This window comes from Chondrinema litorale, from assembly GCF_026250525.1.
GTDB lineage: Bacteria > Bacteroidota > Bacteroidia > Cytophagales > Flammeovirgaceae > Chondrinema > Chondrinema litorale.
In genome coordinates this window covers 63,801-89,599 of the sequence record NZ_CP111052.1, presented here as the reverse complement: position 1 = coordinate 89,599, position 25,799 = coordinate 63,801, and the positions used below count along the sequence as shown (strand labels likewise).

Here is a 25,799-nt window from a genome sequence, read left to right as displayed (position 1 = left end):
CCTATACATTTTATGAGTTTATCGGTACATACTCTGTTTAGAGAATGAGTTCTATTAATTTTATATTAAAGAATATAATCAACAGCATTTCAATTTTAAACTAATTGCTGTGCTTTACTCTAAGTTTATAGGAAACTTGACTAAAAAAGATTTAACAAAGAAATGTACTGAAGCCTAACTAATTATAAAGGCAATTTCGGAATCATAATTTATCACATTGTTGAATCTTTTACGACTACCAATTTCTTTATTCACTAATGTAAAATTACTATTATGAATTTTTTGAAGTCAACTTTCAATCACCACAATTTATGTCCATCTCTTATAGGATATAATTGTGAGAGTAATACTGAAGATACTAATATAAGTTCAGGTTTAATTGGTAAGCAACAAATGCCCAGCAATTTCCCATCTACAACTTTTAGTTTAATAGGCTAAAATAAAAATCAAATTTCAACCTAACTTATATTACTTCGATGTTAATCAATAAAACAATTTTAAAAAACAGACATTCAGGTCAAACAATTATAATTGCACTTATATCTATCTTTTCCTTATTATTAATACTTTCTAGTTGCGAGGATGAAGAAGATATTGTGGCAGAAGAGGAAGCAGCTGCTATTGGTTCTTTAGATTGTAGCTCTGCTACAATCTCAGATTCAGTGTATGCAAGCACAGAGTTTTCAGGTACTGTATCTATCTCATATACAGGTGGTAATGGTGTGGCTTATGATACTACACTTGTTATAGCTTCAACTGGTGTAACAGGTTATACAGCTACTTTAGAAAGTGGTACATTGGCAGATGGAGCCGGAAGTTTAATTTTTGATATTGCCGGCATAGCGGATACACCAGAAGGAGGTACTGCCTATTTCAGCATCGTGTTTGGTGGGCAAGCATGTGTAATGGAAATGACTGTAACAGCCGAAGGCATGGGAGGCGATTTTCCAGATGATGGTGGTTTTCCAGGTGATGGCAGTAGCAGTACTAACAATGGTTATGCGAATGTAGATCCAGTTGAAGTAGCTAGTTGTTCATCATACTCTGGTATTGAGAAAATTGTTTGTATTGCTGAGGCTTTTAAAGCTTTGCTAGACGACGATCAACTAGAAATTGTGCAAGAAGATTACTCATTAGACAATGCAAAAAGATGGTCTAACTTACCTGAAGGGTTGTATGGAAATAGACTCGGGTTATCTTTTGGTGAAATGGATTCTGCTCAAGTGGCATATGCTAAAGCATTGCTAGTAGAATTATTGGGAACTACAGAAAACGAAGGATGGGACGAATTACGTCAACATTTAATAGCTGATAATTACTTGAACGAAGCTGGAGGTGGTGATACTTATGGTGCTTGGAATTATTACCTTACCTTTTTAGGAACGCCATCAACTTCAGGGACATTTGAGATACAATTTGGCGGTCACCACTGGGCATTAACTAATACTTATACCGATGGAGTGCTCTCTGGTGCTACTCCTTCATTTAGAGGAATAGAACCTTATGGCTCTTTTACTTACGATGGTGAGACTTATCAAACAATGAATGATGAAAGGGATGCCTTTTCTGCCATGTTAAATGGGCTTTCGAGCGAAGAATTAGCAACTGCTGAACTGAGTGGAACATATGGTGACATTATAGTTGGGCCTCAAAACGATGATAATTTCCCAACTACTTATTCTGGTATAAAAGTAGGTAATTTAACTTCTGACCAAAAAGAATTGGTATTAGCAGCAATCAGAACTTATGTAGATGATCTTGCAGAAGATGATGCTGAAGAGTTTATGACACTTTACGAAAGTGAATTGGATGATACTTACATCGCTTATTCTGGTACTACTACTATGGAAACTCGAAACGATTATGTAAGAATCGATGGACCTTCTGTTTGGATTGAAGCAAGCATTCAAAATGGAGTTATTTTATCAGACCCGCATCCACATACAATTTGGAGAGATAAAACCTCAGATTACGGAGGAAATTAATATCTATTAAATCAACAAAATAAACTTCCTACCTTTTAGTATTAAAAGGTAGGTTTTCAAACTTCTGCGTTACAGTTAAATCTGAAAGTATAAAATTGCTAATACTTTTTGGACTAAAAAATCCCTTATTTATAACCAAATTTTAATATCATGAAAAAAAGCTGGATAACCATCTTATCAGTTAATTACGTGGTTTTGATGCTTGTGGGCATTTTCGTAGCGTGTTCAGATGATTCTGATACACTTGAGACTTCTGGTTCGGTGAGTAGTATAACCTCTACAGGAACTGGAGATGTAATAACCAATCTACAAGCCAATGGTACAGGTGGTGGGGCTGCTTTCGATGGGAAAGTGAATACAACATCAGACCTAGATGACTTGGTAGACACTGCTTGGGGAGAAGGTAGTTTGGGTTTACATCGTGGCCATGCTCCTATAGAAAATGTACTTATCGCTTTTCTTGGCATCTCTCATAACAACATGCATACGTTTATGGAAAACTATGGCTATAACTTGGCTATGGTTTGTGAAAACTACGATTTCGATCCTGAAAATTTAATAGAATCACTCACTAATAGTTTTGTTCCATTTATTGAAGAAGGAGTTGAAAATGGAGTGATAAGCAGCGATGAAGTTGAATATTGGACTGAGCAAGTTAGAGAAGAATTTAGCAATAGAGTTTATTGGGAAGGATAAAAATTACAACAATCAACATTGCTAGAATGTGAGTTTATACTCTTCTAAAAACTTAGAAGAGTATTTTTCTAAAATTGGCTAACAGCACAAAAAATGAATAAACACAAGATATTAGTTTTAAAAATGCTTATAATGTTTGCGCTTATTACTTTTCAAAAGCAAGCATTAGGACATCCAATGCCTAATACCGTAATTGAATTGTCTGTAGGTGATCAAACAATTTCAGGTACTGCCAAAATGCCATTTATTGTATTAATGGATGCCACCATGCATAATGAAGCTCAGATAGATTCTTCTTTTATATTGGCATATTTCAGTCAACATATACTAGCATCTACTGCAAATAACAATTGGCAAACAGTTATTAAAGATTATAAAAAGGTAGATGAATATGACCGTGAAGTTGGTAACTATTCTGAACTAGAGATTCACTTTGAACTCATCCCTCCTACTTCGGAAGAAATGCGTCAGTTTAGTTTTGTATATAATGCGATTATCCACCAAGTAATCACCCATAAGGTACTTGTATTCTTAAAATATGATTGGAACAGTGGTTTAATCTCTGACAAAACAGCTCGTCCGATTGGGGTAATAGAAACAGATTATAATACAAATAGCATCAATCCACTAAAAATTGATTTAGAACAAGGAAGTTGGTTTAAAGGAACTTGGGCTATGTTTCTATATGGAATGGAACATATAAGAGTGGGTTTAGATCATATCTTGTTTTTACTAACTCTTTTACTTGTTGCTCCACTTACTGTACAGGATAAAAACTGGACAGGTTTTCAAGGTCTTAGCTTTACTTTAATCAGGTTTTTAAAGATCAGTTTTGCCTTTACTATTGGTCATTCAATTACGCTTTTAGCTGGTAGTTTTGATCTTATACCATTTAGAGCACAATACATCGAAGTATTAATTGCTGTTTCTATTTTAATTTCTGCTATTCACTGTATCAAACCCATATTTAATAAAAGAGAACCATTGGTTGCAGCTAGTTTTGGGCTAATTCACGGTTTGGCATTTTCTATTTCACTTTCGTCAATGAACCTCGATTGGCAAGCTCGTTTACTCAGTGTTTTGGGTTTTAACTTAGGAATTGAAAGCATGCAACTTATAATTATGGTTTGTTTCTTTCCACTGTTATTAGCCAGCAAATGGAAGTACTATTCTGTAATTAGAATGTCATTTGCAGTGATAACAGGCATTACAGCTATTGCATGGATTTTTGAACGAATGCAGGAAAAAGAAAATGTGATTACCGCTTTTGCTAACTCTTTGTTGTAGAATTTAGATATGATGACACTGTGTAATTTAATAAATACCAAACTGTATCCTCCTGCTATACCCTTACAGATTTCTACAATAGAACATACATAATGTAAAGTATTAATAATTAGATATACTTTTCTAACTGTACTTCTATTTTAACTTTAATACATGATTGGTAAATATTTAAGATTTGTAGGATTATGCCTTCTTTTATTTTTGGCGAAACCTGGATTTTGTTTTTTAGAAAATCAGTCTGATTCTCTTTATAAAGAAGATTTAAAGACTTTAAATAAAAAAATTGCTAATGTATTAAAGGATCATCATGGTCTTTGTGCAGGTATTGCACTGATAAGTAAAAATCATCCTGATATGATTTTGGAGGTTGGAAATTGTGAGTCAAATGGAGAAAGACCTGCTTCTGAAAATACTATATTCCGTATTGCCTCTGTTTCCAAAATGATTGTGGCTTTAGCTATACTTAAATTGCAGGAAGAAGATAAATTGTCTCTTGAAGATCAACTAATAAACTTCATACCCGAAGTTGAATTTGAGAATCCTTGGGAGGAGACTCATCCTATTCAAGTTGTACATTTGTTGGAACATACTAGTGGTTGGGATGAGATCCATCTGGTGGAAATGATGTATGATGAAACACCTCCTATACCCATGAAAAAAGCCTTAGAGTTTCATCCTCACACCCGAAAATCGAGGTGGGTTCCAGGTTCAAGAATGGCCTACAGCAATGTCAATTATGCAGTTGCAGCCTATATTGTTGAAAAAGTAAGTGGGATGTCCTATGAAGAATATGTCCGTAAAGCGATTTTTAAACCTTTAATGATGAGCCACTCCACTTTTTTTAATGATAAATTATATAAGGAATGGGGAGCTGTAACCTACAACTGGGCAATGGAAAAGATCCCATACAAAAATGAACTTTACCGATCACCAGGGGGATTAAATTCCTCAGCTAGGGATATGGCTCAAATCCTGAAAATGTTATTAAACAGAGGAAAAATCGATTCTCTGGATTTTCTGCAGGAAGAATCAATAATTAGGATGGAAACACCAAAGAGCTCCATTGGCGCTCAGGCTGGTTTGGAATTAGGATATGGACTAGGAAACTGGAAAAGCTCTTATAAAGGTTTTACTTCACAGGGTCATGATGGAGCTATGAATGGTGGTTTAGCCCAATTAATCTATTTTCCAGAATACGGTATTGGTCATGTTATTTTACTCAATGCCAATAATGGCTGGGTAATGCAGCAAATAACTGCTTTAATCCGGGGTTTTGAAATGAATTTATTACCGGATGACCAGTCAATTTCACAAAAATATAATGGCCTATTGGAAATCGAAGAAGGTTATTACCTGGCTATAAATCCAAGAAGCCAAAATAGGTTTTATCAGGATATTTTTATTAGTATTGAAAAAATTGAAATTCAGAATAATGTGGTAAAGCGATCCTGGATTGGTTCAGGTCAAACTACAAGCTATTATCCAGTTTCACCAACCCAATGTATCCTGAGCAATTCAAACAAAACTGGTTTAGTACTAGCGGAAGACCCATTGGCGGGAAAGGTTTTATACTCTGAGAATTTCGTACTAAAACCCATTTCAACTTTTCAGGTTTATACTCAGATGATATTGCTCGGACTTTGGATTACATTGATGCCTGCAGGACTTCTTTGTTTTTGGCATTTACCATTGCAGTTTTCGTAAAAAGAAATAAATACCAGACTTTACTATGGCAAAATTTATTTCCTACTCTAGCCAGTATATGTTTTATTTTGATGATGTTCCTGCAATTTTATGGATTTGAAAATACTGAAATGCTGTTGGCAAAACCATCCTGGCTATCTCTGACTTTGTTGATTTGCTCGTTGCTATTTGCATTATGCAGTGGAAGTGCTATTGTTGTGCTTATTCGCTCAAGAAAAGGCAATGTGTTTAAACTTATCCAGTATTCAATCTTTATGCTTACCACCTTGCATATACTGGCTGTTATTTACCTGATTTATTTTGGAGTTATTCCCCTAATCACCTGGGCTTAAAAAGCTGCACCACCAACTCAAATTGTAAATATGAACCCATCACATAATGACTTGTCAAATGCATTTTTTGCCATTTTATTTATGCCTCACTGAAAGAAATATCACACAGGGATTAGGTTAAACAAAAATTTTCTTCATTTTTAAATCATGCTGGTGGACTTGTTCTGAATTAATAGAATTCAAAGTTTGAAGTACTCCAATATAGTCTGTATTTATTCAAGCCCCTATAGTTTGAAGTAGTTGTTGCATGTCTAATACTATATCCAGTGTTAGGATCAGATTGATATGTTTCTTTGATAGCTGGATTTTAACCACATAAAAACAATGTTAATTTGGTAAATACTAAAAAAATCGCAAAATTCATAACTCAAGTTAACATTATCAATGTACATCAAAGAAAACCAAACTTCACCACAGAAATGAACTAAAATAGTAGTTAACTTCAAGGTGTTTCATTTAATAAAGTGACATCCAAATACAAACTATTCGATTGTTTTATTAGGCTTACTTCCTTCTGACCATTATACCATTTTAATAACCCATCCTGTCCAATTGAATCATAGATGATCAAATCATAATGTACAATGGCTTGCTTTCTTTTTTCTTTACCAAAGAAATTTTTTTTATTACCATATTCGTATGTGCCACCAGTAGTATAGTATTCGAATACTGGTACATTTCCAAGGCTAATCAATGGATCACTTAAAGTTTTAATGTTGTTTAAAATGGTATACCCATAACCAATGCTTATTAATTTAATCAATGTATCACTTTGTGACAGAACCAATTCAAACTTACCTGAAATATCAGTTCTGAAAAGTGTAGAGTCACTTTGATTCAGAATTGTAATACTTGCCATTGGTTCAGAAGATTTAAAATCAACAATCCGACCGCTTATTTTTACCTGTCCATGACCAATGACAGGAGTTAATATCAGGAATAATAACAAAAGTCGTTTTCTTATTTGAGGTTCACATTTCATGTTTAGTAAAAAAAAAACACAATTGTAAATAAGCAGACAGCTATTGTTAACAACCTTTCCTTACTCACATGTTATGAGTCTCTAAAATAATTAAGTTATACAATTCTAATAAATATAGAGTATAAAAACACACTAAGAACCAAATTGATGAATCGAATACTTTCACCGCTACTAGTTGCTACTCCATCCTAATCTTTGAAAAGATAATAAAATATAACTTGATTAAGAAATAATATGTCATTTGTGAAAAATCGAACCTATAGAGAAGAAATGAAATTTCTAGGCTTATTATTAGTATAAGATTGTAAATAATTAATCAGAAAAAGCCCTGTAATAATAATAGAACTTATTAAAACTCAATTATTAGAGCGTTCAAAATAAGAAATATAGCCTTAAAGTACAATTTTTAAGAAATTAGAAAATCTATACGGATTAGTGAATTAATTCACACTCAAGAAGATCAAAAAAGGTGGACTTTGTTGAAGTCGACCTTTTTGTACTTAGAAAGAATTACGGATAATAAATAACTTATAGTATCTAAAAAAAAGAAATCTTGCTAATAATCTATTGATCAATTTTAGCAAAAACAATATTATAGATGGAAATCCTAACAACATCAATTCAAATGTGCAAAAATAAAATACTTAAAAGAGAATTTGTAAAGGCTCCTGTTTCTTGTTCATTTGAAATGATGCATATTGAATATAATAAAGCAAAGTTGATACTAAATAAGAATAATATTGTAATTAAAGACTCACTGGAATCTATTGAGGAAATTAGTATCAACAACCAAAAATCTCCAGAGGAAATAGTTGACCTAATAATGGAATAGTAAAAATTATACCTACTGAAAAGCATTTTTAAAATAAGCCAATATCATTTAACCTATTATGGAATCAAAAAATATTGAAGTCGAACGTACTGTTTTTTTTAGTGATGCAGTTATAGCTATCGCCATCACATTATTAGCTCTTGAATTAAAAGTTGAAACAGAAGATGACCAAACCCTACATTTTTCAGATATATTGGATCAATGGAAATCTTTGGTAGCATTCTTACTATCCTTCATCAATATTGCACTCTTTTGGAAAGTGCACCATACATTTTTTGCACACATCATTCAGATTGATAATCGATTACTTTTTTACAACCTAATTTGGCTGTTTTTCATTGTCTTGATTCCTTTCTCAACTTCATTGTTTGGATTTCATTTATTTAACTTTGCAGCTGTAGTTACTTACAGTATAAATGTGTTATTTGTTACTATCTTTCAGAACTTAATATGGGATTATGCTAGCAATAAAAAGTATTATAAAAAATTAGACGTTATTGATGAATTGACTTATTCTGAACTGAGATTGTATTGTAATTTAGATATTGGAAATTCTGTTATTTCAATAGGATTGTCTTTTTTCAGTCCAGCATTAGCTTTCATTTTACTTTTTACTAAACTACCAATATTATTAGTGGTTGTTTTCTTTTATCAAAAGAAACGACGAAGAAAAAAGCATAGAAAATTATAAACGAAATTCCTACTATATCAGCTTTTCTTTACAATTGTTATCGTGTACGAATTATGCACTTCATAATTTTGAGTTGTAAAATTTAAAACTCTATAAAATGAAAGTAGTAATCGTTTTTAATCACCCCTATCAAAAAAGTTATTGCAATGCAATTTTAGAAGCAGCTACAAGGGGACTACAAGTAGGTAATCATGAAATAGATCTTATTCATCTCGATAATGATGGGTTTAATCCAGTTATGACAGCTGATGACCTGAAAGCATTTAGAGATAAAAAGCCAGTTGACCCTCAAGTAATAGATTATAAAAGTAGAATTGAACAAGCAGATTATCTAATTTTCATTTTCCCAATTTGGTGGGAATTGATGCCAGCCATGACAAAGGGATTTATAGATAAGGTAATATTTCCTGGTGTTGCCTACGATTATACTAATGCAAATAATACAAGAATGAAACCTCTTTGGACAAAACTAAAAGGTATCACTTTGATTACTACCATGAATACACCCAGCTTATTATATAGTCTTATTTTTGGCAATGCTATAAAAAAGGCAATGATTTTAGGAACTTTTTGGAAAATTGGCTTTAAAAACCGAAAGTGGATTAGCTTGAATCAAGTGAAAATGGCATCGCACGAAAAGCGAACAAAATGGTTGAATTCCATCGAAGATAAATTCTCAAAACTTAAGTAATAATGTTTTGCAACTAATCTAATAATTAATAGCACAATCTATTTTTGGGGATGTCCCTTAAATCAAAATAGCTTGTAAAGCAATTGGGCAATATATAGATATCATCTTTGTCAATAGTTCTTTGAATTAATTTTATTAGATGTTTTCACTTGGAACACCTAATATCAAATCAAAAATCTTTTATTCCCTGATAAAAACCCTTCTATTAATAATTATGTTTTTCCCTCCTGAAATTCTAAATTTAGAAAAAATAACTTCACCATTAAATGATTAATTATGACAAATTCTATTAAAATTATAGTCATTACTTTAATCACTTTTACAATTGTATCTTGTGATAAAGACGATGATATTAGTTGTACACAAATCACATGGTATGAAGATACTGATGATGACGGGTTGGGAAATCCTGATGTTAGTACAACTGCTTGCCAGCAGCCTGATGGATATGTAGACAATGCCGATGATGATGATGACTCTACTAGTATAACCGCCAGTTGTGATGATAAGTCAGGTGTTGAGCAATTAGTTTGTCTGGCGGAAACTTACCTTGACTTGCTTTCTTCTTCTCAATTGTCAGAAGCACAACTAACTTACAGTGTAAGTACAGCACAAGAATGGTCCAATCTACCTGTAGGAAATGTGCCTAGACCTGGTTTAGGTTTTACCGATATGAGTTCTACCCAATTAGCTGCAGCAAAAGCTTTGTTAATAGCAGCTTCTGGAACAACAGAAAATGAAGGATGGGATGAAATTGAACAGACCCTTAATGCTGATGATTATTTAAAAGATAATGGTGGAGGTAATGGCTATGGTTCTGGTTTATATTATTTGGCCATTTTGGGAACTCCATCTACCACTGATACTTGGGAAATTATGTTTGGTGGTCACCATTTTGCATTTGCAAACACCTATAGTGGAGGAGTTCTAGCAGGGGGAACACCTTCTTTTAGAGGGATTGAACCAATGGGAACATTTACTTATGATGGGACAACCAACCAACCACTCAATCAAGAACAAGCTGCACTAGCTGCAATGCTGCAAAGCTTATCTTCTACAGAATTAGCTTCCGCCGAACTAAGTGGAACTTGGAATGATTTATTGGTAGGTCCGCAGGAAGATGATAATTTTCCTTCATCTAATTCTGGAATTCAGGTAGGTAATTTGAGCACAGCACAAAAAGAATTGGTAATGACAGCCATTCAAACGTATGTATTTGATATTGCTGATGATGATGCCTCTGACATTTTAAGTACCTATGAAGCTGAAATAGAAGATACTTACATCGCTTATTCAGGAACAACAGGTGTGGATGCTATTGGAGACTATGTTCGAATAGATGGTCCTTCTGTATGGATAGAATATAGTGTGCAAAATGGAATTATTTTATCTGACCCTCATCCGCATTCTGTTTGGAGAGATAAAGATGGTGACTATGGAGGAAACTAAATTAAAACTTTTAATTTTATTAAACTGTCTACTTTTAGTAGGCAGTTTAGTTTTTGCCCATCCCCTTCCAAGTACAAAAGTACATTTACAAATAAATGGGAAACGAATAATTGGTACAGCCATAATGCCTACCAATGAATTAGATTTAGCAACCAAACGTAAAATAGATTTAGATAATTTGAATGATGAATTTTTAATTAATTACTTTAAAAAACATATTCAAATTAACAGTCAAAGCCAAACTTGGGAAGTAATTATAAAATCATTTGAATCATTTGAAGAGAATGATCAAGCGCATGGTGGTCATCACGGAATTATTCCTTTCTTACTTGTTCATTTTGAAATACAACCAAGCAATGGAAATGTTTTAGAACCTTTTATATTCAATTTTGACGTAATTACCCATGAAGTTGTCACACACGATGTAGATGTTTTTCAATTATTCAATAACAGAAATAAAACAAAAGAGAATAAATTAGGTAGAATTACTTTAGATATTAAAAAAGAAACATTCAACCAACTTGAAATTCAATTACAAGATGAATATCAAAAAAATAATGTTTGGTGGATATTTCTTCTTGTGGGAGTAATTATAATAATAGCTATAATTTTAATTATTAAAACAAATAAGAAATTTTAAAATATTTAAACTCTACTGATACTCAAGGTTACTTAAAAAATAATATTTCTAATTCTAAAAATAGAAACACCTACAGGCTAACCTGTAAAACTATTAAGCAAAGTATATACATTTTGTTTTTCTTACTATAGTACATATTTTGTCTCTACATTTGAATTTCTTGTAGAGAATAGAATGGCTTACTTAACTAGTAGATGATAGATTTATAGTTTTAGTTTTTCGCTTTCTGCTATATGAACTTCATCTTATTAGACATTTTTTATGTTAAAAAAGTTTTTATTACATGGTTACTTTATGATAAGTGCGTTTTATTTGGAAGGAATATTAATTCTCTTAAAAATACTAGCTTCTAATTCACACATCGTATTACTCTCTAGTTTAAAATTTACTTCCAAATGTCTAAAACTTTAATATTAAAAAATCATTGATACAAACCTTATATTTTTCTGAATAAAATAATTAACAATATGAAATTAGCAGACTATTTAAAAAAAGAAATTAATTTCCCTGATGAGATAATTAAAAAATTTGATAGTCTGTGGGAAACTAACAAACTACCTAAAGGATATCAACTTTTAAGTGAAGGCACAAACTCTCAGAAAGTCTACTATGTGGAAAAAGGAATTATCAGAATGTACTATCTCAAAAATGGCAAAGACATCACTCAAGACTTTTTTGAAGAAAAGTCTTTCTATGTACCTGCTGAAAAAGTTTTTTTTAACGAATATCATCCCTATTATCTAGAATTACTTGAAGATTGTGTTATTAAGTTTACTGACTATTCCAAAATTGAAGCATTACTTTCCCAACATCAAGAATTAAACAAGTTTGTTCGATTCATTATGGTAGGGGTAATAAAGAAATTATCCGAGAGGCTTTGCTCCATTCAATTTCAAACAGCACGCGAAAGGTATAGGAATTTAATAGCAACCTACCCCGATATTTTATTGCGTGCTCCTTTGGGACATATAGCCTCCTATTTAGGTATTACACAACAAACATTGAGCGTTATTCGTGCGGAAAAAGAAAAATAACAAACACAATTTCACTTTTTAATATATCTTAAAAATTATCCAATAAAGAGTTAAGAGCTTTGTATCAAAATTTAAATGTGATGCGAAGTATTGACTCAAATCTATTGGTACATAAAGTCTTTATAGTAGATGATAATGGTATTTCAACCATTTACCCACGACTATTAAAGTTATTACAAAATGTAGATCATAACAACACACACATTTCTCTACTTTACATATCTCCAGCAAAAAATTATGTTTTCAAGGAAGAATTGGAAATCCTCATGCAAAGATTTCCAACTGTGTTTATTACTTATTTCAGACCAAAACCTGAACAGGAAATGCTGGAAACTATTCTGAATACGAATACAATGCCCAATTTATACTTCTACTTATGTATTGATAAAGAATTGGAGATTTTTATCGTAGACAGGTTTTACTTCCAGGGAATATCTCCAAAAAATATTCAATTAGTAAATAGACAATCTAATAATTTATAATTCTTATAAAATGAAACAAAGAAATAAACTTTGGTGTGTTATCCTTTTTGTGGCAGGGATTTCATCTATAATTATCTCCTGTAAGGATAAAAGAGGCAGCTCTGATATATCTGGAAAAACAATTCCTATTATCACAGAAAATATTAATACTAAAAGCTATTTCCAAGGTATTCATGTTAGTGGAAATATTGAAGGCAACAAAACAGTAAATTTAGGTTTTATGGTAGCTGGAAAGATTAACAATATAAATGTTGATCTTGGACAAAATGTAAAGCAAAACCAACTTATAGCTTCCCTAGATCCAACAGATTACCAAATAGCAAAGGAGATTGTCGATGTACAAGTAAACCAAACAGAGGATGAATATAATCGTCTTAAAATCATGTATGAACGTAATAGTATTAGTGAAAGTGACTACAAGAAAATTGAATATGGATTACAAAATGCTCGAGCACAGCAAAAACTTAAAAACAAAAACCTTGCTGATACAAAGATGTATGCTCCATTTGATGCTGTCTTATTAGAAAAGGTTGCAGAAACTGGAGAAATCATTTCATCAGGCATGCCTGTGTTAGTGCTATCAGATATAAGTATAGTAAAAGTAAATGCCTATGTTCCCGAGAATCAGCTGCATAACATTAAAATAGGACAAGAAGCAAATGTACAGATTGGTGCCTTAAATGAAAGCCATATAGGTAAAATAATCGAGGTTTCCGGTGCTGCAGATATAACCACTAGGGCATTTACTGTAGTTATTGAGGTTCCAAATCCCGAAGCTTCCATAAAACCCGGAATGATTGCAGAAATTGAACTCAGTTCAAATCAAGAAAAATCAATTATTACAATTCCTGCCAGTTCAATTCTTAATTCTCCTGAAGGTCAAACCTATGTTTTCATAGCTAAAAGTGGTAAAGCTTATAGAAGAGACATTAGTATTGGTTCAATTTACGGAGACGAAATTGAAGTAGTTACTGGTTTATCGACAGGGGAATCTTTAGTGACAGGAGGGCAGAACAAGCTCACTAATGGAAGTATAGTTTCGGTAACTGAACAAATAAGTATTAGATGAATTTTGTAGAAAGAGCATTAAAACACAAACAAGTTACCTTATCAGTCTTGGTACTGTTTTTTATAGTGGGAGTGTATTCTCTATTAAATATGTCTCGTAGAGAAGACCCAAAAATCACACCCACACAAGGACTGGTCATTGCTTTCTATCCAGGGGCGAGTTCTTCTCAGGTAGAAGAGCAGGTAACCAAAAAGCTGGAAGAATACCTGTTTAAATTTGATGAAGTAAAAAGAAAAGATACCTATTCCTCTTCTGAAGAGGGCAAAGTAATTATTACCGTAGAATTAAGTGATCATGTAAAAGAGCCCGATGTATTTTGGAACAAGTTACGTCAGGAATTATTACTTGCCAAGCAAATAGATTTACCTGAAGGCGTAATCGGCCCAATTGTCAACTCAGATTTTGGAGATACAGAAGCCATGATTATTGGCATTTCTGGAAAAGACATCCCTTACAACCAATTAAAAGAATATACAAAAAAACTGGAGGACAATCTTCGTACACTACCCACTGTGTCTAAGGTCAAAAGAAGTGGAGACAAGGAAGAACAAATTCTGGTAACTGCCAATTCCGTTAAACTCGCCCAATATGGTATAACCTTTCCAGATGTTATAAAGGTACTTCAATCTCAAAATGAGATTTATGCCACAGGTGATATAGAAATATCATCTCTTGAAATTCCTCTTTATGCGAAAGGGTTTTACAGTACGCAGGAACAATTGGCCAATCAAGTTATTGGCACTTCCCCATTAGGTTCAGTTATTCACTTAAAAGATGTAGCGAACATTAAAAGAACCTATGCAGACCCTGACAGTAAGGTTTTGGTCAACAATAACGATGCTATGATTGTGAGCATTCAAATGCGAGAAGGTAACAACATTGTTCAATTTGGAGAGGATGTCAATGAAAAAATAAATAAATTTAAACAAGAAGTACCTGATAATGTTATTGTTACATTTATTGCCGACCAACCCGAAGTGGTTCATCACAACATATCCCATTTTATACGCGAGTTCTTTATAGCCATCGTATCCGTGGTTATAGTCATCATTTTACTATTACCATTAAGAATTGCCATGGTTGCTGCTACAGCAATTCCCATGACAATAGCACTCACCTTGGCCATTATGAATTTCTTCGGCATTGAATTGCACCAGGTTTCATTGGCAGGATTAATTGTTGTTTTAGGATTGGTCGTTGATGATGCAATTGTGGTTGCTGATAATTATGTAGAACTGTTGGATAAAGGTCTAACCCGTTGGGAAGCAGCCTGGAAAAGTGCTTACGAATTAATAGTACCCATTTTCGTTGCCACCATCACAATTATCTTTGCATTCTTGCCAATGGTCATGCTGTCCGGTTCTGTCGGAGAATTTATTAGGACACTACCCATTACAGTGGCAATATCTTTGTCAGCATCATTCATTATTGCTATGGTACTAACCCCTTTGCTTTGCTTTACGTTTATCAAAAAAGGTTTACATAACCCAGATATCGAGAAAACTAACAAGAAACCAAGTTTCTTGGATAGCATGCAGAAAGGTTATGATAGGCTACTGGATTGGTGTATATCACACCCTAAAACAATCATCGTTGCAAGTTTTGTCCCGCTCATTTTTACGGGTCTTCTAAAACAGTATGCCTTAAAAGAACAGTTTTTCCCGGCAGCAGAAAGAAATCAATTTGTTGTGGAACTTTGGATGCCAACCGGTACCAATCTTGATGCCACCGAAAACGCTATCCACAAGCTTGAAGGTTTGATAAAAGGTGATGAAAGAGTTGTGAACCATACTTCTTTCATTGGTACATCAGCACCAAGATTTTATTACAATTTCGCTCCCGAATTTCCAGTGAAAAATTATGCCCAAATCCTTATCAACACGGTAGATATTGAATCAACCAATGAGCTTTCCGAAGAACTGAAACACAAAGTGGAAACCGTGTTGCCAGAAGGAGCGCCCAAAGTACGACTTATGCAACAGGGTAAACCGCTTCAGGCTTTTGTAGAAGTTAGGATATGGGGAGATGATATTGCCATTTTAAAGAAAATTGGACAAGAGATAAAAGATATCATCAATAACGAAGAAGGTAGCAAGAATGTTCGTACCGATTTCAAGGAAGATTATTATGGGCTGGATATCAAACTAAAGCCTGTAGCTGAACGCCTTGGATTTACGACAGAAGTAGTGGCAAAAAGTGTATATACAGGATTTACGGGAGCACCTGTAACCTCGATACGTGAAGACGATAATCCAGTAAAGGTATTATTTCGATTAGATAAAAAAGCCAGACAATCCTCATCAGATTTGAAAAACATGTATATTACATCTCCCATTACAGGTGGCAATGTCCCGCTATCCCAAATTACAGATTTACTTCCAATTTGGAAAACAGGGAGAATACGACATAGAAATGGCTTAAAAATGTTAACGGTTCAAAGTAGTACCGAAAACGCTGTATTACCTTCCGAGCTTTTGAGCTCCATCCAACCAAAAATTGAAAAGCTTGAATTGCCCAATGGCTATAGCATAACATATGGCGGTGAGGATGCAGGCCAAAGAGAGACCTTCTCTGAAATGGTCATAGCTCTTTCCATTAGCTTACTGCTCATATTCTTTACCCTTCTCTTTCAATTTAAAAACTTGAAGGAAGCAGGAATTATAATGTTGACCATCCCATTGAGCATGTTCGGTGCCATGCTTGGTTTGTTTGTTACAGGTAACTATTTTGGCTTTACTGCCTTTGTAGGCTTGATAAGCCTTTCTGGAGTCGTAGTTAGAAATGCCATTATTCTTATCGATCACATACACGAATTGGTAAAGCATCATCAGATGAGTTTGAAAGAAGCAACTATTGAGAGTGGTAAACGTAGACTACGTCCCATTTTCCTTACAGCTATGGCAGCTGCTGTAGGTGTCTTTCCAATGATCGCATCAGGCTCCCCTATGTGGAGTCCCTTAGCAAGTGTTATAGCATTTGGTGTGGTTTGGGGTATGTTAATCGCATTACTTTCAGTCCCTGTATTCTATTTATTATGGGTTGTACCATCCTCAAAAAACGCTGATTAATAAAAGTTACAAAAAAATGAGTAAACTATATAAAATAGGAACATTGAAGTTTTTAATAGTGCTTTTAATACCTTTTAATAGTCTAAAAGCACAACAGCTGGAAACCCTTTCATTGGAACAGGCCATTGAAGCGGCTTTAGAAAATAACAATTTGCTACGTATCAAAAAATTACAGGTACAGGAACAAGAAGCCAAGATTAAAGAGGCTGACATCATACGCTATCCCAAAGTGCAAACAAGTGCTCAATACCAGTATAACTTTGAAATAGGTCAAATAACCATTCCTGCTGGATCATTTGGCACACTTCCACTTGATCCCACAACATCAGTGTCATTGCCTGATGTTGAAAGGTCTTTTGAAGTTACTAATCACAATAATTTAAACCTTGGAGTATCGGTCTATCAACCATTGACTCAATTAGGTAAAATCAATACAGGAGTGAGAATCGCCCAAATAAACCACATGATCTCAGTAACAGAGCAAAATCAGGTGAAATTACAAATCATCAATGGTGTTGAACAATATTTTTATGCTATTCTGGCTGTTAAAAAACGAATGGAAGAAGCAGAGAAAAATATTGAAGTTGCCAAACTCAAACTGTATGATGTAGAAAGTGCATTAATGGCAGGAAAAACAGTTCAGGCAAGCCAAATGGGTTTAAAAGCCGATATTGCAAACCAACAGCAGGAACTACTTATACTTTCGTTTGAAGAAGAGGATTTAATCGCAGAACTAAAAACTCTTACCGGACTTAAGCAGGATCAGATAGTTCTTTCAGAAGTTGATGTAAGTTTAATAGTATCTGAAGACTTAAGCACTTATCAATTGCTCGCCAAGGAAAATAATTCCGATTTAAAACTTCTGAAGCTTCAAAATAATAAAAGTGAACTTGCCATAAAAGCTGCCAAACAGAGTTTCTTACCAGATCTTGGAATCATTACTGGCTACAATTATCAAAAAGGAATGGATATCATGCCTGAAAGCAATCCTTATATAGGAGCCTCTTTTTCATGGGACATACAAAACACTTTTAGTAATAGACAGGTATTGAAGCAAAGAAAATTGCTTCAAGAACAAGCATTAGAAAATGAAAAATATACCCAAACACAAATAGTTGTTTCTGTTGAAAAGGCTTTTAGGAAAATGAAACAGTCTGAAGAATTGGTATTGGTTGCCAAAAAAGCAGTAAGCTTTCGTGAAGCAGAATTGAAAATTGAAAATGACAAAAAGGAAACAGGTCTTGCAGAACCTATCAAGGTTTTAGAAATAGAGGCTGAACTTGCAAAATCAAAAGCAGATTTATATGCTGCCATAATGAGCTTTAAAATAGCTGAATCAGAGTTAAAGTTGCTTACTAAGATATGATGAAATTTTTGGATAAAAATCAGGCTTTATTGCTTAGAATAAATTTACTAAAATGAAATACATTAGAATAGTACATATTGCTATAATCCTCTTTTCCAAACAAGGGATAAAGGCAACTTCTATGGATGATATTGCCAATCATTGTGGTATCTCAAAAAAAACATTGTATCTGCAATTTAGATCAAAGGAAGCATTGGTAGATGCCGTTCTTTTATTGATTAAAAACCATTTTGAACTTACCATTGCCAACCAAAGTATATACTCAAATAGTTTAGTTGAAGAATTATTTTCCTTTTTAAATTATTTGTCAAAGGCACCTTCAATCTTAACACCTGTGTTTTTAATAGACTTAAAATCGACCTACAATGCTCAATATTGTAAATTCTTTCACTTCTTCTATTCTAAAATTACATTTTTTATTAATAATAATATCGAAATAGGTATCAAAAAAGGTTACTATGTGAAAAGTATACTTGTTAACCAAATAGCTAATTGGTACTTCTGGCAAATAAAACATGCTTTTGTTGAGCAAATTAGCAGTCAACAGGACTCATTTAAAAAAATCTCTTTTACTAATCAAATTTTGATTGAAATTTTTATTCATTGAAAAACAAACTCTTAAAGCATAACATAAAAGAGATTTGCTATATAGCATTGGCATGGGTTATCCTTACTACCTTCTTTCTTTATATAAAATTCAATGATATTTCAGGATATTATTTTCAAATTATCTATGGTCAACACTATAAAATTTCAAAACAAGAGTTGTTCATAGTTTCTCTTGGTACCTCAATACCCTTGGGTCTGATGTTGGGTATTTTGCACACATATGTCTATCCAAGATTAAGACGTTTAAAACTTATTATTGTAATCATTTTAAGGATATTTTTATTTTGTTTGCTACTAGTAACTATAGAGTTGGTCTTTTATATATTATTCGAGAACAATTCAGGAAATTTTGGCAATGAGCTATTCCGAAAACAAGGAGGCCAAACCATATTGGTCTATACACTCAGTACAGAATTTCTAACCACTGTTTTGATTATATTAAGAAGAAGTCTAGGTGGAGGGTATTTTTCAAGTCTTTTGAAGAATACCTATGGTAATCCGCGAGAAGAAGAAAGAGTTTTTATGTTTCTGGATTTGGAAGACTCCACTCCTATTGCAGAAAAAATAGGTCATTTAGACTATAGTAAATTTATTCAGGATTGCTTTTGGGATTTATCGGATGTTGTTTTAAAATATGAGGGAGAAATATATCAATTTGTTGGGGATGAAGCTGTAATAACATGGAAAGTAAATAGTGAAATTGATTATTTAAAGTGTATAGATTTATATTACAATTTTAGCGAAATCCTCAATAATAGGGGAAAATACTACACGCTAAATTATGGTCATTTACCAAAATTTAGATGTGCTATTCACAATGGAAAAGTATCGACAGCACTGGTTGGTAATTATAAAAGGGAAATTGCCTACCATGGTGATGTCCTTAATTTATGTGCCCGTATACAAGCGGAATGTAAGGATAACAAAGCAAATGTTTTAGTTTCTGAATATTTTGCAAAACATCTTAAAAGCTCAGATAGATACACTTTCTCTCAACTAGTTTTTTCAAACCTAAAAGGTATTAAATGTAGTCAAATTGCTTTTATAGTTAACCCTGTTAACTAAACTATTATCACAAATATCTATTCAAAACAATGTGAAGTTTCCATAAAAAAGGAACTTTTTATTTAAAGTGTAACATAACTGTTAAATTTTACTTCCCAATTTATTGAAAAGTTTATGTTCAGCGTCTGATTTAAAGAGAACAGATTGCAACCATAAATTCACACCGTATGGAAGGAATAGATAATCTTTGAACATTGAAATAAAAAAATAACGCTACTAAATTAGTAGTCTTTTCCTAGCTAATAACTGCAGCAATTGACTCTTTTTTACTGAAAATCTAGTTAGAATTAGACAATGGATGAAAGTTAATTTTAAATTATTATTATAATAATTTGTGTACAGATAAGTTTGGCTATCCTTTATTGGTTTGCATTAATTTCTTTTTAACAACAACTTGACACTAGTTTAAGTGAGAAACCAAAACATCAATAAGCAATCTAATGAAATTATTCAGAATTTTGAATCTCTGTTTTAAAAAACTAACTTGATAGTTATATATACCAATACTCATAATCTAAAAATATGAAAAGAAAAAATGTCTTACTGCCTTTAATGTACCTTATTATATTTAACAACATTTTTGCTCAGGAGATCCCTAAAGAAGTTGAAAATATTATTTCTCCTGAAATACATGGAGACCAAACTGTAAGCTTTCGTTTTTTTGCACCTTATGCTGACAGTGTTCAAATTTCATCAGATTTTTTACCTCCAGTTAGAATCATGAGTCGCTTCGGTCCTGTGGATGGACCTGGTACAGCTAACTTAATCAAGGATGAGTTTGGCCTTTGGAGTTACACAACAGAAACACTCCAACCTGAATTATACAGTTATAATTTTATTGTAGATGGAGTAAAAAATACAGACCCTAATAATCCTTATGCTTTGCGTAATTCATCTTCTCTAACCAATATTTTCATTATTAGTGAAGATAAGACTGGTCTATATCAAATAAACGATATCCCACATGGATCAATAACTCATCGCTGGTATGATTCGCCTGGCCTTAATATGGATAGAAGGATATCTATTTATACCCCTCCAGGATATGAGCAATCTAAAGGGAAATTTCCAGTATTATATCTATTACATGGTGCTGGAGGTGATGAAGACTCTTGGTTAGCCCATGGTCGTTTGGCACAAATAATGGATAATCTGATTGCGATGGGAAATGCAAAACCAATGATTGTAGTGATGCCAAATGGCAATGTTGTTCAAGATGGTGGATATGGTCAAGGTAGCGATGGATTTTATAAACCTCAATTTATACTTCCTCAAACTATGAATGGAGTTTTTGAAGCTAATTTTAAAGATATCATTAGTTTTGTGGATCACAATTATAGGGTCAAAGCTAACAAAGAAAATCGGGCTATTGCTGGTCTTTCCATGGGTGGGTTTCACACCATGCACATTTCTAGGTTTTACCCTAATACTTTTGATTATATAGGTCTTTTTTCTGCAGCCATTATGCCACGTGAAGATGACTCTAATAAGGTATAGTCCGCAACGCTAGGTTGCGATAAAAAAGGAAGCATTAAATTTAGAGTGACCAAACTTTAAAAAAATGCTTCCCACTCCGTGGCGGCAATAGAGATCAGAGAACCTGATGCCTCCGAGGCAAATATGCTTAGAAACCGGCTGGAAGCAAAACATAAAAACCCAATAATCCGAGATAGATTTCATATGATATGGTTACTTTATAAAGGATTTAGACGCGGCGAATGTGCTAAAATTTTAGGCTTGAGACCCAATACGATTACCAAGTATGTTCGTCTTTATAATGAAGGAGGTCTAGAATTACTGAGCCGCCTTAATTATAAAAAACCCGTTTCCAAATTAATGGAACACAAGGAAAAAATTTGTGAAGCGATCAACGAACTCTTGCCTGATTGTATCTCGGCAATTCGAGAATGGATAAGGCAAGAATTAGGGATTGAACGAAGCTTACAGCGGGTAAGAATTTTCATTAAAAAATTAGGGTTCAGGTACAGAAAAACTACACCTTTTCCAGGAGGAAAGTTATCAGAAGAATGGATAAAAGAACAAGAAGTATTCAAGACAGCAAACTTGTTTCCATTGCTGGGGGAAGCAGCCTATGGGTCTGCTGATCTACTTTTTTTAGATAGTGCCCACTTTGTTCAGGGTAAGTTTGAACGGTTCCTATGGAGTCAAAAATCCTGTTACAACCCTACTTCACACGGTCGTTATCGGGTCAATGTTCTGGGTGGGTTGGATCTGGTCAAAAGGCAAATATTAAGCCTAGTGAATGATACCTCCATCAGAGCAGAAACTCTTACTGATTACATGAGATGGATCAGAAATTATCATTATCAGAACCTGGATAAAAAGCTTTATTTGATTTTAGACAATGCCCGTTATCAAAAAACAGATTGGGTAAAGGAAGATGCTGAACTTTGGAATATTGAATTGGTGTATCTGCCAGCTTATTCTCCCCATTTAAACCTGATTGAGCGCTTATGGAAGTGGATGAAGAAAGAACTTGGGAAATATTACTGTAAGGATAAAAAATCCTTTAAGCTCCAAATTGAAAATACCTTACAAAAAATGAATTCGGAAGTGAGTCCTGATCAATTTGACCGCTTATTTTCACTCAAATTTCAATCTTTTGAAAAATCTAAATTCTTTGCGTGTTAATGTATATATAACAATATTGACACTACTCTAAAAAATCAAATGGATAATGGAATTAAACTATATTGGATAGCAATTGGTAAAACAGATTTTCTTTATAAGGCCAATGAAGACTTTAGAAAAAAACTAGATCATATTGGAATAATATATGAATACCATGAAACAAAAGGTGGCCATATATGGAAAAACTGGAGAAGCTATCTGTCTGAATTTGTACCTAAATTATTTTAAACAAGTAGAAACCTTTTGCTCACTTTGTATTTACTAAAATACGCTTACCGTTTTCATAAAAGTAAATCTCCTCATATGTTTATTCTGATAAAATCAAATTAGAAAAGTGATAATTACTCTTTGTATTTAAGCTATTTTATACAAATATATTTTTTTTCAATTAGAAGAGATTTGTAATCCTTTTTAGGATTTAATATTTACATCAAATTCATTATGATGATTAGTACAGAGAAATGAAATTTCTAATCCTCAAACTTAAATCTACAAGAAGTATCAGCTTTAAAATTGGTATCTGAAACATATATCTGTAAATTTAGAATAAGCACTTTTACTATAAATAATTCTTATAGAACGTTTTTATTTATAAATAAAAGTTATTGTAGTTTTATTTTTTTTAGAACTTAAACAGATGAAGATGGAAAAACACAATAGTTCAAATGGTGAACGAGGAACTAGTTTTGAAGTAAACAATTCAAGCAAATGTCCATTTTTAAGTGGTAACCAAGATTTTAGTGCTGGCGGCGGTACTAGAAATACAGATTGGTGGCCAAACCAATTAAACATTAACATTCTACGACAACACTCATCATTATCTGACCCAATGGGTAAAGATTTTGATTATGCAAAAGAATTTCAATCTCTCGACCTAAAAGCTGTAAAACAAGATCTTTACGATCTAATGACTGATTCACAAGATTGGTGGCCTGCCGATTTTGGTCATTACGGTCCATTATTTATAAGAATGGCTTGGCACAGTGCCGGTACCTATAGAATTGGTGACGGTCGTGGAGGTGGAGGAGCTGGTTCTCAGCGTTTTGCACCACTTAACAGTTGGCCAGATAATGCTAACCTAGACAAAGCAAGAAGATTACTTTGGCCAATAAAACAAAAGTATGGCAAGAAATTATCTTGGGCAGATTTAATGATTCTCACAGGTAACTGTGCATTAGAATCTATGGGTTTTAAAACTTTTGGATTTGGTGGTGGCCGCGAAGATATTTGGGAGCCAGAAGAAGATATTTATTGGGGTTCTGAAGGTGAATGGTTAACCGATAAAAGATACTCTGGAGAGAGAGACTTGGATGACCCACTTGCAGCAGTAGTAATGGGTTTGATCTATGTTGATCCAGAAGGTCCAAACGGAAATGGTGATCCTGTTTCTGCGGCACAAGACATTCGCGAAACATTTGGTAGAATGGCCATGAACGACGAAGAAACAGTTGCCTTAATTGCAGGTGGACACAGTTTCGGTAAAACTCATGGTGCAGGCGATGTAAAACATGTTGGTCCAGAACCAGAAGCAGCCGGTATTGAAGAGCAAGGCTTAGGCTGGACGAGTAGCTACGGTTCAGGTAAAGGTGGAGATACCATTACTGGTGGTCCAGAAGTTACTTGGACAAAAACACCTACCAAATGGAGCAACAACTTCTTCGAAAACCTTTTTGAATTTGATTGGGAATTAACAAAAAGCCCTGCCGGTGCAAAACAATGGGTAGCTAAAGGTGCTGGTAATGTTATTCCAGATGCACACGACCCATCAAAAAGTCATGCACCGACGATGCTTACTACTGACCTTTCGTTAAAATTCGATCCTGAGTACGAAAAAATCTCAAGAAGATTCTACGAAAATCCAGATCAGTTTGCTGATGCTTTTGCAAGAGCTTGGTACAAACTTACTCATAGAGATATGGGACCAAAAAGCAGGTATCTTGGTCCAGAAGTTCCTGAAGAAGATTTAATCTGGCAAGATCCACTACCAGCGGTTACACATGAGTTAATTAGCGATGCCGATGCAGAAACATTGAAAGCAAAAATATTAAGTTCAGGTCTTTCAGTATTAGAACTAGTTTCAACTGCTTGGGCTTCTGCTTCTACTTATCGCGGTTCTGATAAAAGAGGTGGTGCCAATGGTGCTAGAGTGAGGTTAGCTCCTCAAAAAGATTGGGAGGTTAACAATCCTGCTCAGTTAGACAAAGTATTGCAAAAATTAGAAGCAATTAAAACTGAGTTTGATGGCACTGGCAAGCAAGTTTCTATTGCTGATTTGATAGTTTTAGCTGGTTGTGCAGGTGTTGAAAAAGCTGCCAAAGATGCTGGGCATGATGTAAAAGTGCCATTTACTCCTGGTAGAGTGGATGCAACACAAGAGCAAACTGATGCTGATCAATTCGGTTATTTAATGCCAGCAGCTGATGGTTTCCGTAACTTTAGAAAAACTAAATATTCAGTTTCTACTGAAGAATTACTGATAGATCGTGCTCAATTACTTACATTAACTCCTCCTGAGCTTACTGTATTAATGGGTGGTATGCGTGTTTTAGATACTAATTTCGATAAATCTAAGCATGGTGTATTTACAGATAAACCAGAAACTTTAACCAACGATTTCTTCCTAAACTTGCTAGACATGAATACTGTTTGGAAAGCTACTTCAGACGACCAAGAAGTATTTGAAGGAACAGATCGTAAAACTGGTGCTGCAAAATGGACTGCCACTCGTGCTGATCTTATCTTTGGTTCTAACTCAGAATTACGTGCACTTGCAGAAGTTTATGGATGCAGCGATTCACAAGATAAATTTGTGAAAGATTTCGTAGCAGCATGGTCTAAAGTAATGAACCTAGATCGTTTCGATCTCGCATAAAATAAACATAAAGTAGATCATCAATCGATTTTGCGATCGATTGATGATTCACTAAAGAATTCTACAGATCTATTAAAGAGATTAAAATGTGCCTTTATGCAAAGTGTATCGCTATGTTGCCATAGAAGATTCGTTGAAAATTGCAACGTTTTCCACAACATTACATCGCTTCGTATTTGGGCATTACCTTTGTTTCAGTGAGCCGAATAATAAATAATCGTTAAAGCAATTTCTTTACAATTGTTATTGTCAAATAGCTTAACAAGTTTTCATTTTTGCATTATGAATATCAT

Annotated in this window: 20 protein-coding genes and 2 pseudogenes; 21 read left to right on the top strand and 1 reads right to left on the bottom strand. The window is 33.7% G+C overall.

From position 1 onward, the window contains the following. Positions 1-476: 476 nt before the first annotated feature. From OQ292_RS31530 to OQ292_RS31515, 4 genes are all read left to right on the top strand, one after another. On the top strand, positions 477-1,985 hold the full coding sequence (locus OQ292_RS31530) for a DUF3500 domain-containing protein (RefSeq protein ID WP_284688271.1): 1,509 nt from the start codon (positions 477-479) through the stop codon (positions 1,983-1,985). Positions 1,986-2,135: 150 nt separating this feature from the next. Beyond that, positions 2,136-2,681: a hypothetical protein gene (locus tag OQ292_RS31525; protein WP_284686631.1), complete on the top strand. Its 546-nt coding sequence runs from the start codon at positions 2,136-2,138 to the stop codon at positions 2,679-2,681. Positions 2,682-2,774: 93 nt separating this feature from the next. Next, positions 2,775-3,968 carry a HupE/UreJ family protein gene (locus tag OQ292_RS31520; protein WP_284686632.1) on the top strand — a complete coding sequence of 398 codons (1,194 nt, stop codon included), beginning with the start codon at positions 2,775-2,777 and terminating at the stop codon, positions 3,966-3,968. Between the two features lie 153 nt (positions 3,969-4,121). Next, positions 4,122-5,672, top strand: coding sequence for a serine hydrolase domain-containing protein (locus OQ292_RS31515; RefSeq protein ID WP_284688270.1), 1,551 nt, complete (start codon positions 4,122-4,124; stop codon positions 5,670-5,672). Between the two features lie 774 nt (positions 5,673-6,446). On the opposite strand, the gene OQ292_RS31510 is transcribed toward OQ292_RS31515, so the two are convergent. Beyond that, positions 6,447-6,986 carry a hypothetical protein gene (locus OQ292_RS31510; protein WP_284688269.1) on the bottom strand — a complete coding sequence of 180 codons (540 nt, stop codon included), beginning with the start codon at positions 6,984-6,986 and terminating at the stop codon, positions 6,447-6,449. Positions 6,987-7,584: 598 nt separating this feature from the next. Between OQ292_RS31510 and OQ292_RS31505 the strand changes: the two genes are divergently transcribed. From OQ292_RS31505 to OQ292_RS31425, 17 genes and pseudogenes are all read left to right on the top strand, one after another. Continuing rightward, complete coding sequence (locus OQ292_RS31505; protein WP_284688268.1) at positions 7,585-7,818, top strand: hypothetical protein; 234 nt, start codon at positions 7,585-7,587, stop codon at positions 7,816-7,818. A 58-nt stretch (positions 7,819-7,876) separates the two neighbouring features. After that, a complete protein-coding gene (locus OQ292_RS31500) occupies positions 7,877-8,509 on the top strand; it encodes a TMEM175 family protein (protein ID WP_284688267.1) in 633 nt (210 codons plus the stop codon). A gap of 97 nt (positions 8,510-8,606) precedes the next feature. Next, a complete protein-coding gene (locus OQ292_RS31495; RefSeq protein WP_284688266.1) occupies positions 8,607-9,200 on the top strand; it encodes an NAD(P)H-dependent oxidoreductase in 594 nt (197 codons plus the stop codon). A gap of 276 nt (positions 9,201-9,476) precedes the next feature. Then, positions 9,477-10,649, top strand: coding sequence for a DUF3500 domain-containing protein (locus OQ292_RS31490; RefSeq protein WP_284688265.1), 1,173 nt, complete (start codon positions 9,477-9,479; stop codon positions 10,647-10,649). Then, the gene (locus OQ292_RS31485) at positions 10,636-11,289 is read left to right on the top strand and encodes a hypothetical protein (RefSeq protein ID WP_284688264.1); all 654 of its coding nucleotides are present in this window, start codon (positions 10,636-10,638) and stop codon (positions 11,287-11,289) included. The genes OQ292_RS31490 and OQ292_RS31485 overlap by 14 nt, the downstream gene beginning before the upstream one ends. 467 nt (positions 11,290-11,756) lie before the next feature. Next, positions 11,757-12,323 carry a Crp/Fnr family transcriptional regulator gene (locus OQ292_RS31480; RefSeq protein ID WP_284688263.1) on the top strand — a complete coding sequence of 189 codons (567 nt, stop codon included), beginning with the start codon at positions 11,757-11,759 and terminating at the stop codon, positions 12,321-12,323. Between the two features lie 80 nt (positions 12,324-12,403). Next, complete coding sequence (locus tag OQ292_RS31475) at positions 12,404-12,805, top strand: hypothetical protein (RefSeq protein ID WP_284688262.1); 402 nt, start codon at positions 12,404-12,406, stop codon at positions 12,803-12,805. Positions 12,806-12,815: 10 nt separating this feature from the next. Continuing rightward, positions 12,816-13,874: an efflux RND transporter periplasmic adaptor subunit gene (locus OQ292_RS31470; protein ID WP_284688261.1), complete on the top strand. Its 1,059-nt coding sequence runs from the start codon at positions 12,816-12,818 to the stop codon at positions 13,872-13,874. Next, complete coding sequence (locus tag OQ292_RS31465; RefSeq protein ID WP_284688260.1) at positions 13,871-16,942, top strand: efflux RND transporter permease subunit; 3,072 nt, start codon at positions 13,871-13,873, stop codon at positions 16,940-16,942. The genes OQ292_RS31470 and OQ292_RS31465 overlap by 4 nt, the downstream gene beginning before the upstream one ends. 16 nt (positions 16,943-16,958) lie before the next feature. Further along, positions 16,959-18,308, top strand: coding sequence for a TolC family protein (locus OQ292_RS31460; RefSeq protein WP_284688259.1), 1,350 nt, complete (start codon positions 16,959-16,961; stop codon positions 18,306-18,308). Positions 18,309-18,360: 52 nt separating this feature from the next. Next, entirely contained in the window at positions 18,361-18,915 is a 555-nt protein-coding gene (locus OQ292_RS31455) for a TetR/AcrR family transcriptional regulator (protein WP_284688258.1), read from the top strand. Continuing rightward, positions 18,912-19,982, top strand: coding sequence for an adenylate/guanylate cyclase domain-containing protein (locus OQ292_RS31450; protein WP_284688257.1), 1,071 nt, complete (start codon positions 18,912-18,914; stop codon positions 19,980-19,982). Before OQ292_RS31455 ends, OQ292_RS31450 begins: the two co-directional genes overlap by 4 nt. 552 nt (positions 19,983-20,534) lie before the next feature. Next, positions 20,535-21,479 carry an esterase gene (locus tag OQ292_RS31445; RefSeq protein WP_284688256.1) on the top strand — a complete coding sequence of 315 codons (945 nt, stop codon included), beginning with the start codon at positions 20,535-20,537 and terminating at the stop codon, positions 21,477-21,479. Between the two features lie 78 nt (positions 21,480-21,557). After that, positions 21,558-22,634 carry an IS630 family transposase gene (locus OQ292_RS31440; RefSeq protein ID WP_284688255.1) on the top strand — a complete coding sequence of 359 codons (1,077 nt, stop codon included), beginning with the start codon at positions 21,558-21,560 and terminating at the stop codon, positions 22,632-22,634. Positions 22,635-22,637: 3 nt separating this feature from the next. Then, positions 22,638-22,862: pseudogene (locus OQ292_RS31435) on the top strand (esterase); the annotation flags it as partial. 415 nt (positions 22,863-23,277) lie between these two features. Further along, complete coding sequence (katG, locus tag OQ292_RS31430) at positions 23,278-25,506, top strand: catalase/peroxidase HPI (RefSeq protein ID WP_284688254.1); 2,229 nt, start codon at positions 23,278-23,280, stop codon at positions 25,504-25,506. 140 nt (positions 25,507-25,646) lie between these two features. After that, a pseudogene (locus tag OQ292_RS31425) lies at positions 25,647-25,730 on the top strand (Crp/Fnr family transcriptional regulator); the annotation flags it as partial. Positions 25,731-25,799 lie beyond the last annotated feature (69 nt).

Coding starts and splice junctions, on each gene's coding strand:
- OQ292_RS31530 (WP_284688271.1), top strand. CDS start 477: ATGTTAATCAATAAAACAATTTTAAAAAACAGACATTCAGGTCAAACA.
- OQ292_RS31525 (WP_284686631.1), top strand. CDS start 2,136: ATGAAAAAAAGCTGGATAACCATCTTATCAGTTAATTACGTGGTTTTG.
- OQ292_RS31520 (WP_284686632.1), top strand. CDS start 2,775: ATGAATAAACACAAGATATTAGTTTTAAAAATGCTTATAATGTTTGCG.
- OQ292_RS31515 (WP_284688270.1), top strand. CDS start 4,122: ATGATTGGTAAATATTTAAGATTTGTAGGATTATGCCTTCTTTTATTT.
- OQ292_RS31510 (WP_284688269.1), bottom strand. CDS start 6,986: ATGAAATGTGAACCTCAAATAAGAAAACGACTTTTGTTATTATTCCTG.
- OQ292_RS31505 (WP_284688268.1), top strand. CDS start 7,585: ATGGAAATCCTAACAACATCAATTCAAATGTGCAAAAATAAAATACTT.
- OQ292_RS31500 (WP_284688267.1), top strand. CDS start 7,877: ATGGAATCAAAAAATATTGAAGTCGAACGTACTGTTTTTTTTAGTGAT.
- OQ292_RS31495 (WP_284688266.1), top strand. CDS start 8,607: ATGAAAGTAGTAATCGTTTTTAATCACCCCTATCAAAAAAGTTATTGC.
- OQ292_RS31490 (WP_284688265.1), top strand. CDS start 9,477: ATGACAAATTCTATTAAAATTATAGTCATTACTTTAATCACTTTTACA.
- OQ292_RS31485 (WP_284688264.1), top strand. CDS start 10,636: ATGGAGGAAACTAAATTAAAACTTTTAATTTTATTAAACTGTCTACTT.
- OQ292_RS31480 (WP_284688263.1), top strand. CDS start 11,757: ATGAAATTAGCAGACTATTTAAAAAAAGAAATTAATTTCCCTGATGAG.
- OQ292_RS31475 (WP_284688262.1), top strand. CDS start 12,404: ATGCGAAGTATTGACTCAAATCTATTGGTACATAAAGTCTTTATAGTA.
- OQ292_RS31470 (WP_284688261.1), top strand. CDS start 12,816: ATGAAACAAAGAAATAAACTTTGGTGTGTTATCCTTTTTGTGGCAGGG.
- OQ292_RS31465 (WP_284688260.1), top strand. CDS start 13,871: ATGAATTTTGTAGAAAGAGCATTAAAACACAAACAAGTTACCTTATCA.
- OQ292_RS31460 (WP_284688259.1), top strand. CDS start 16,959: ATGAGTAAACTATATAAAATAGGAACATTGAAGTTTTTAATAGTGCTT.
- OQ292_RS31455 (WP_284688258.1), top strand. CDS start 18,361: ATGAAATACATTAGAATAGTACATATTGCTATAATCCTCTTTTCCAAA.
- OQ292_RS31445 (WP_284688256.1), top strand. CDS start 20,535: ATGTACCTTATTATATTTAACAACATTTTTGCTCAGGAGATCCCTAAA.
- katG (WP_284688254.1), top strand. CDS start 23,278: ATGGAAAAACACAATAGTTCAAATGGTGAACGAGGAACTAGTTTTGAA.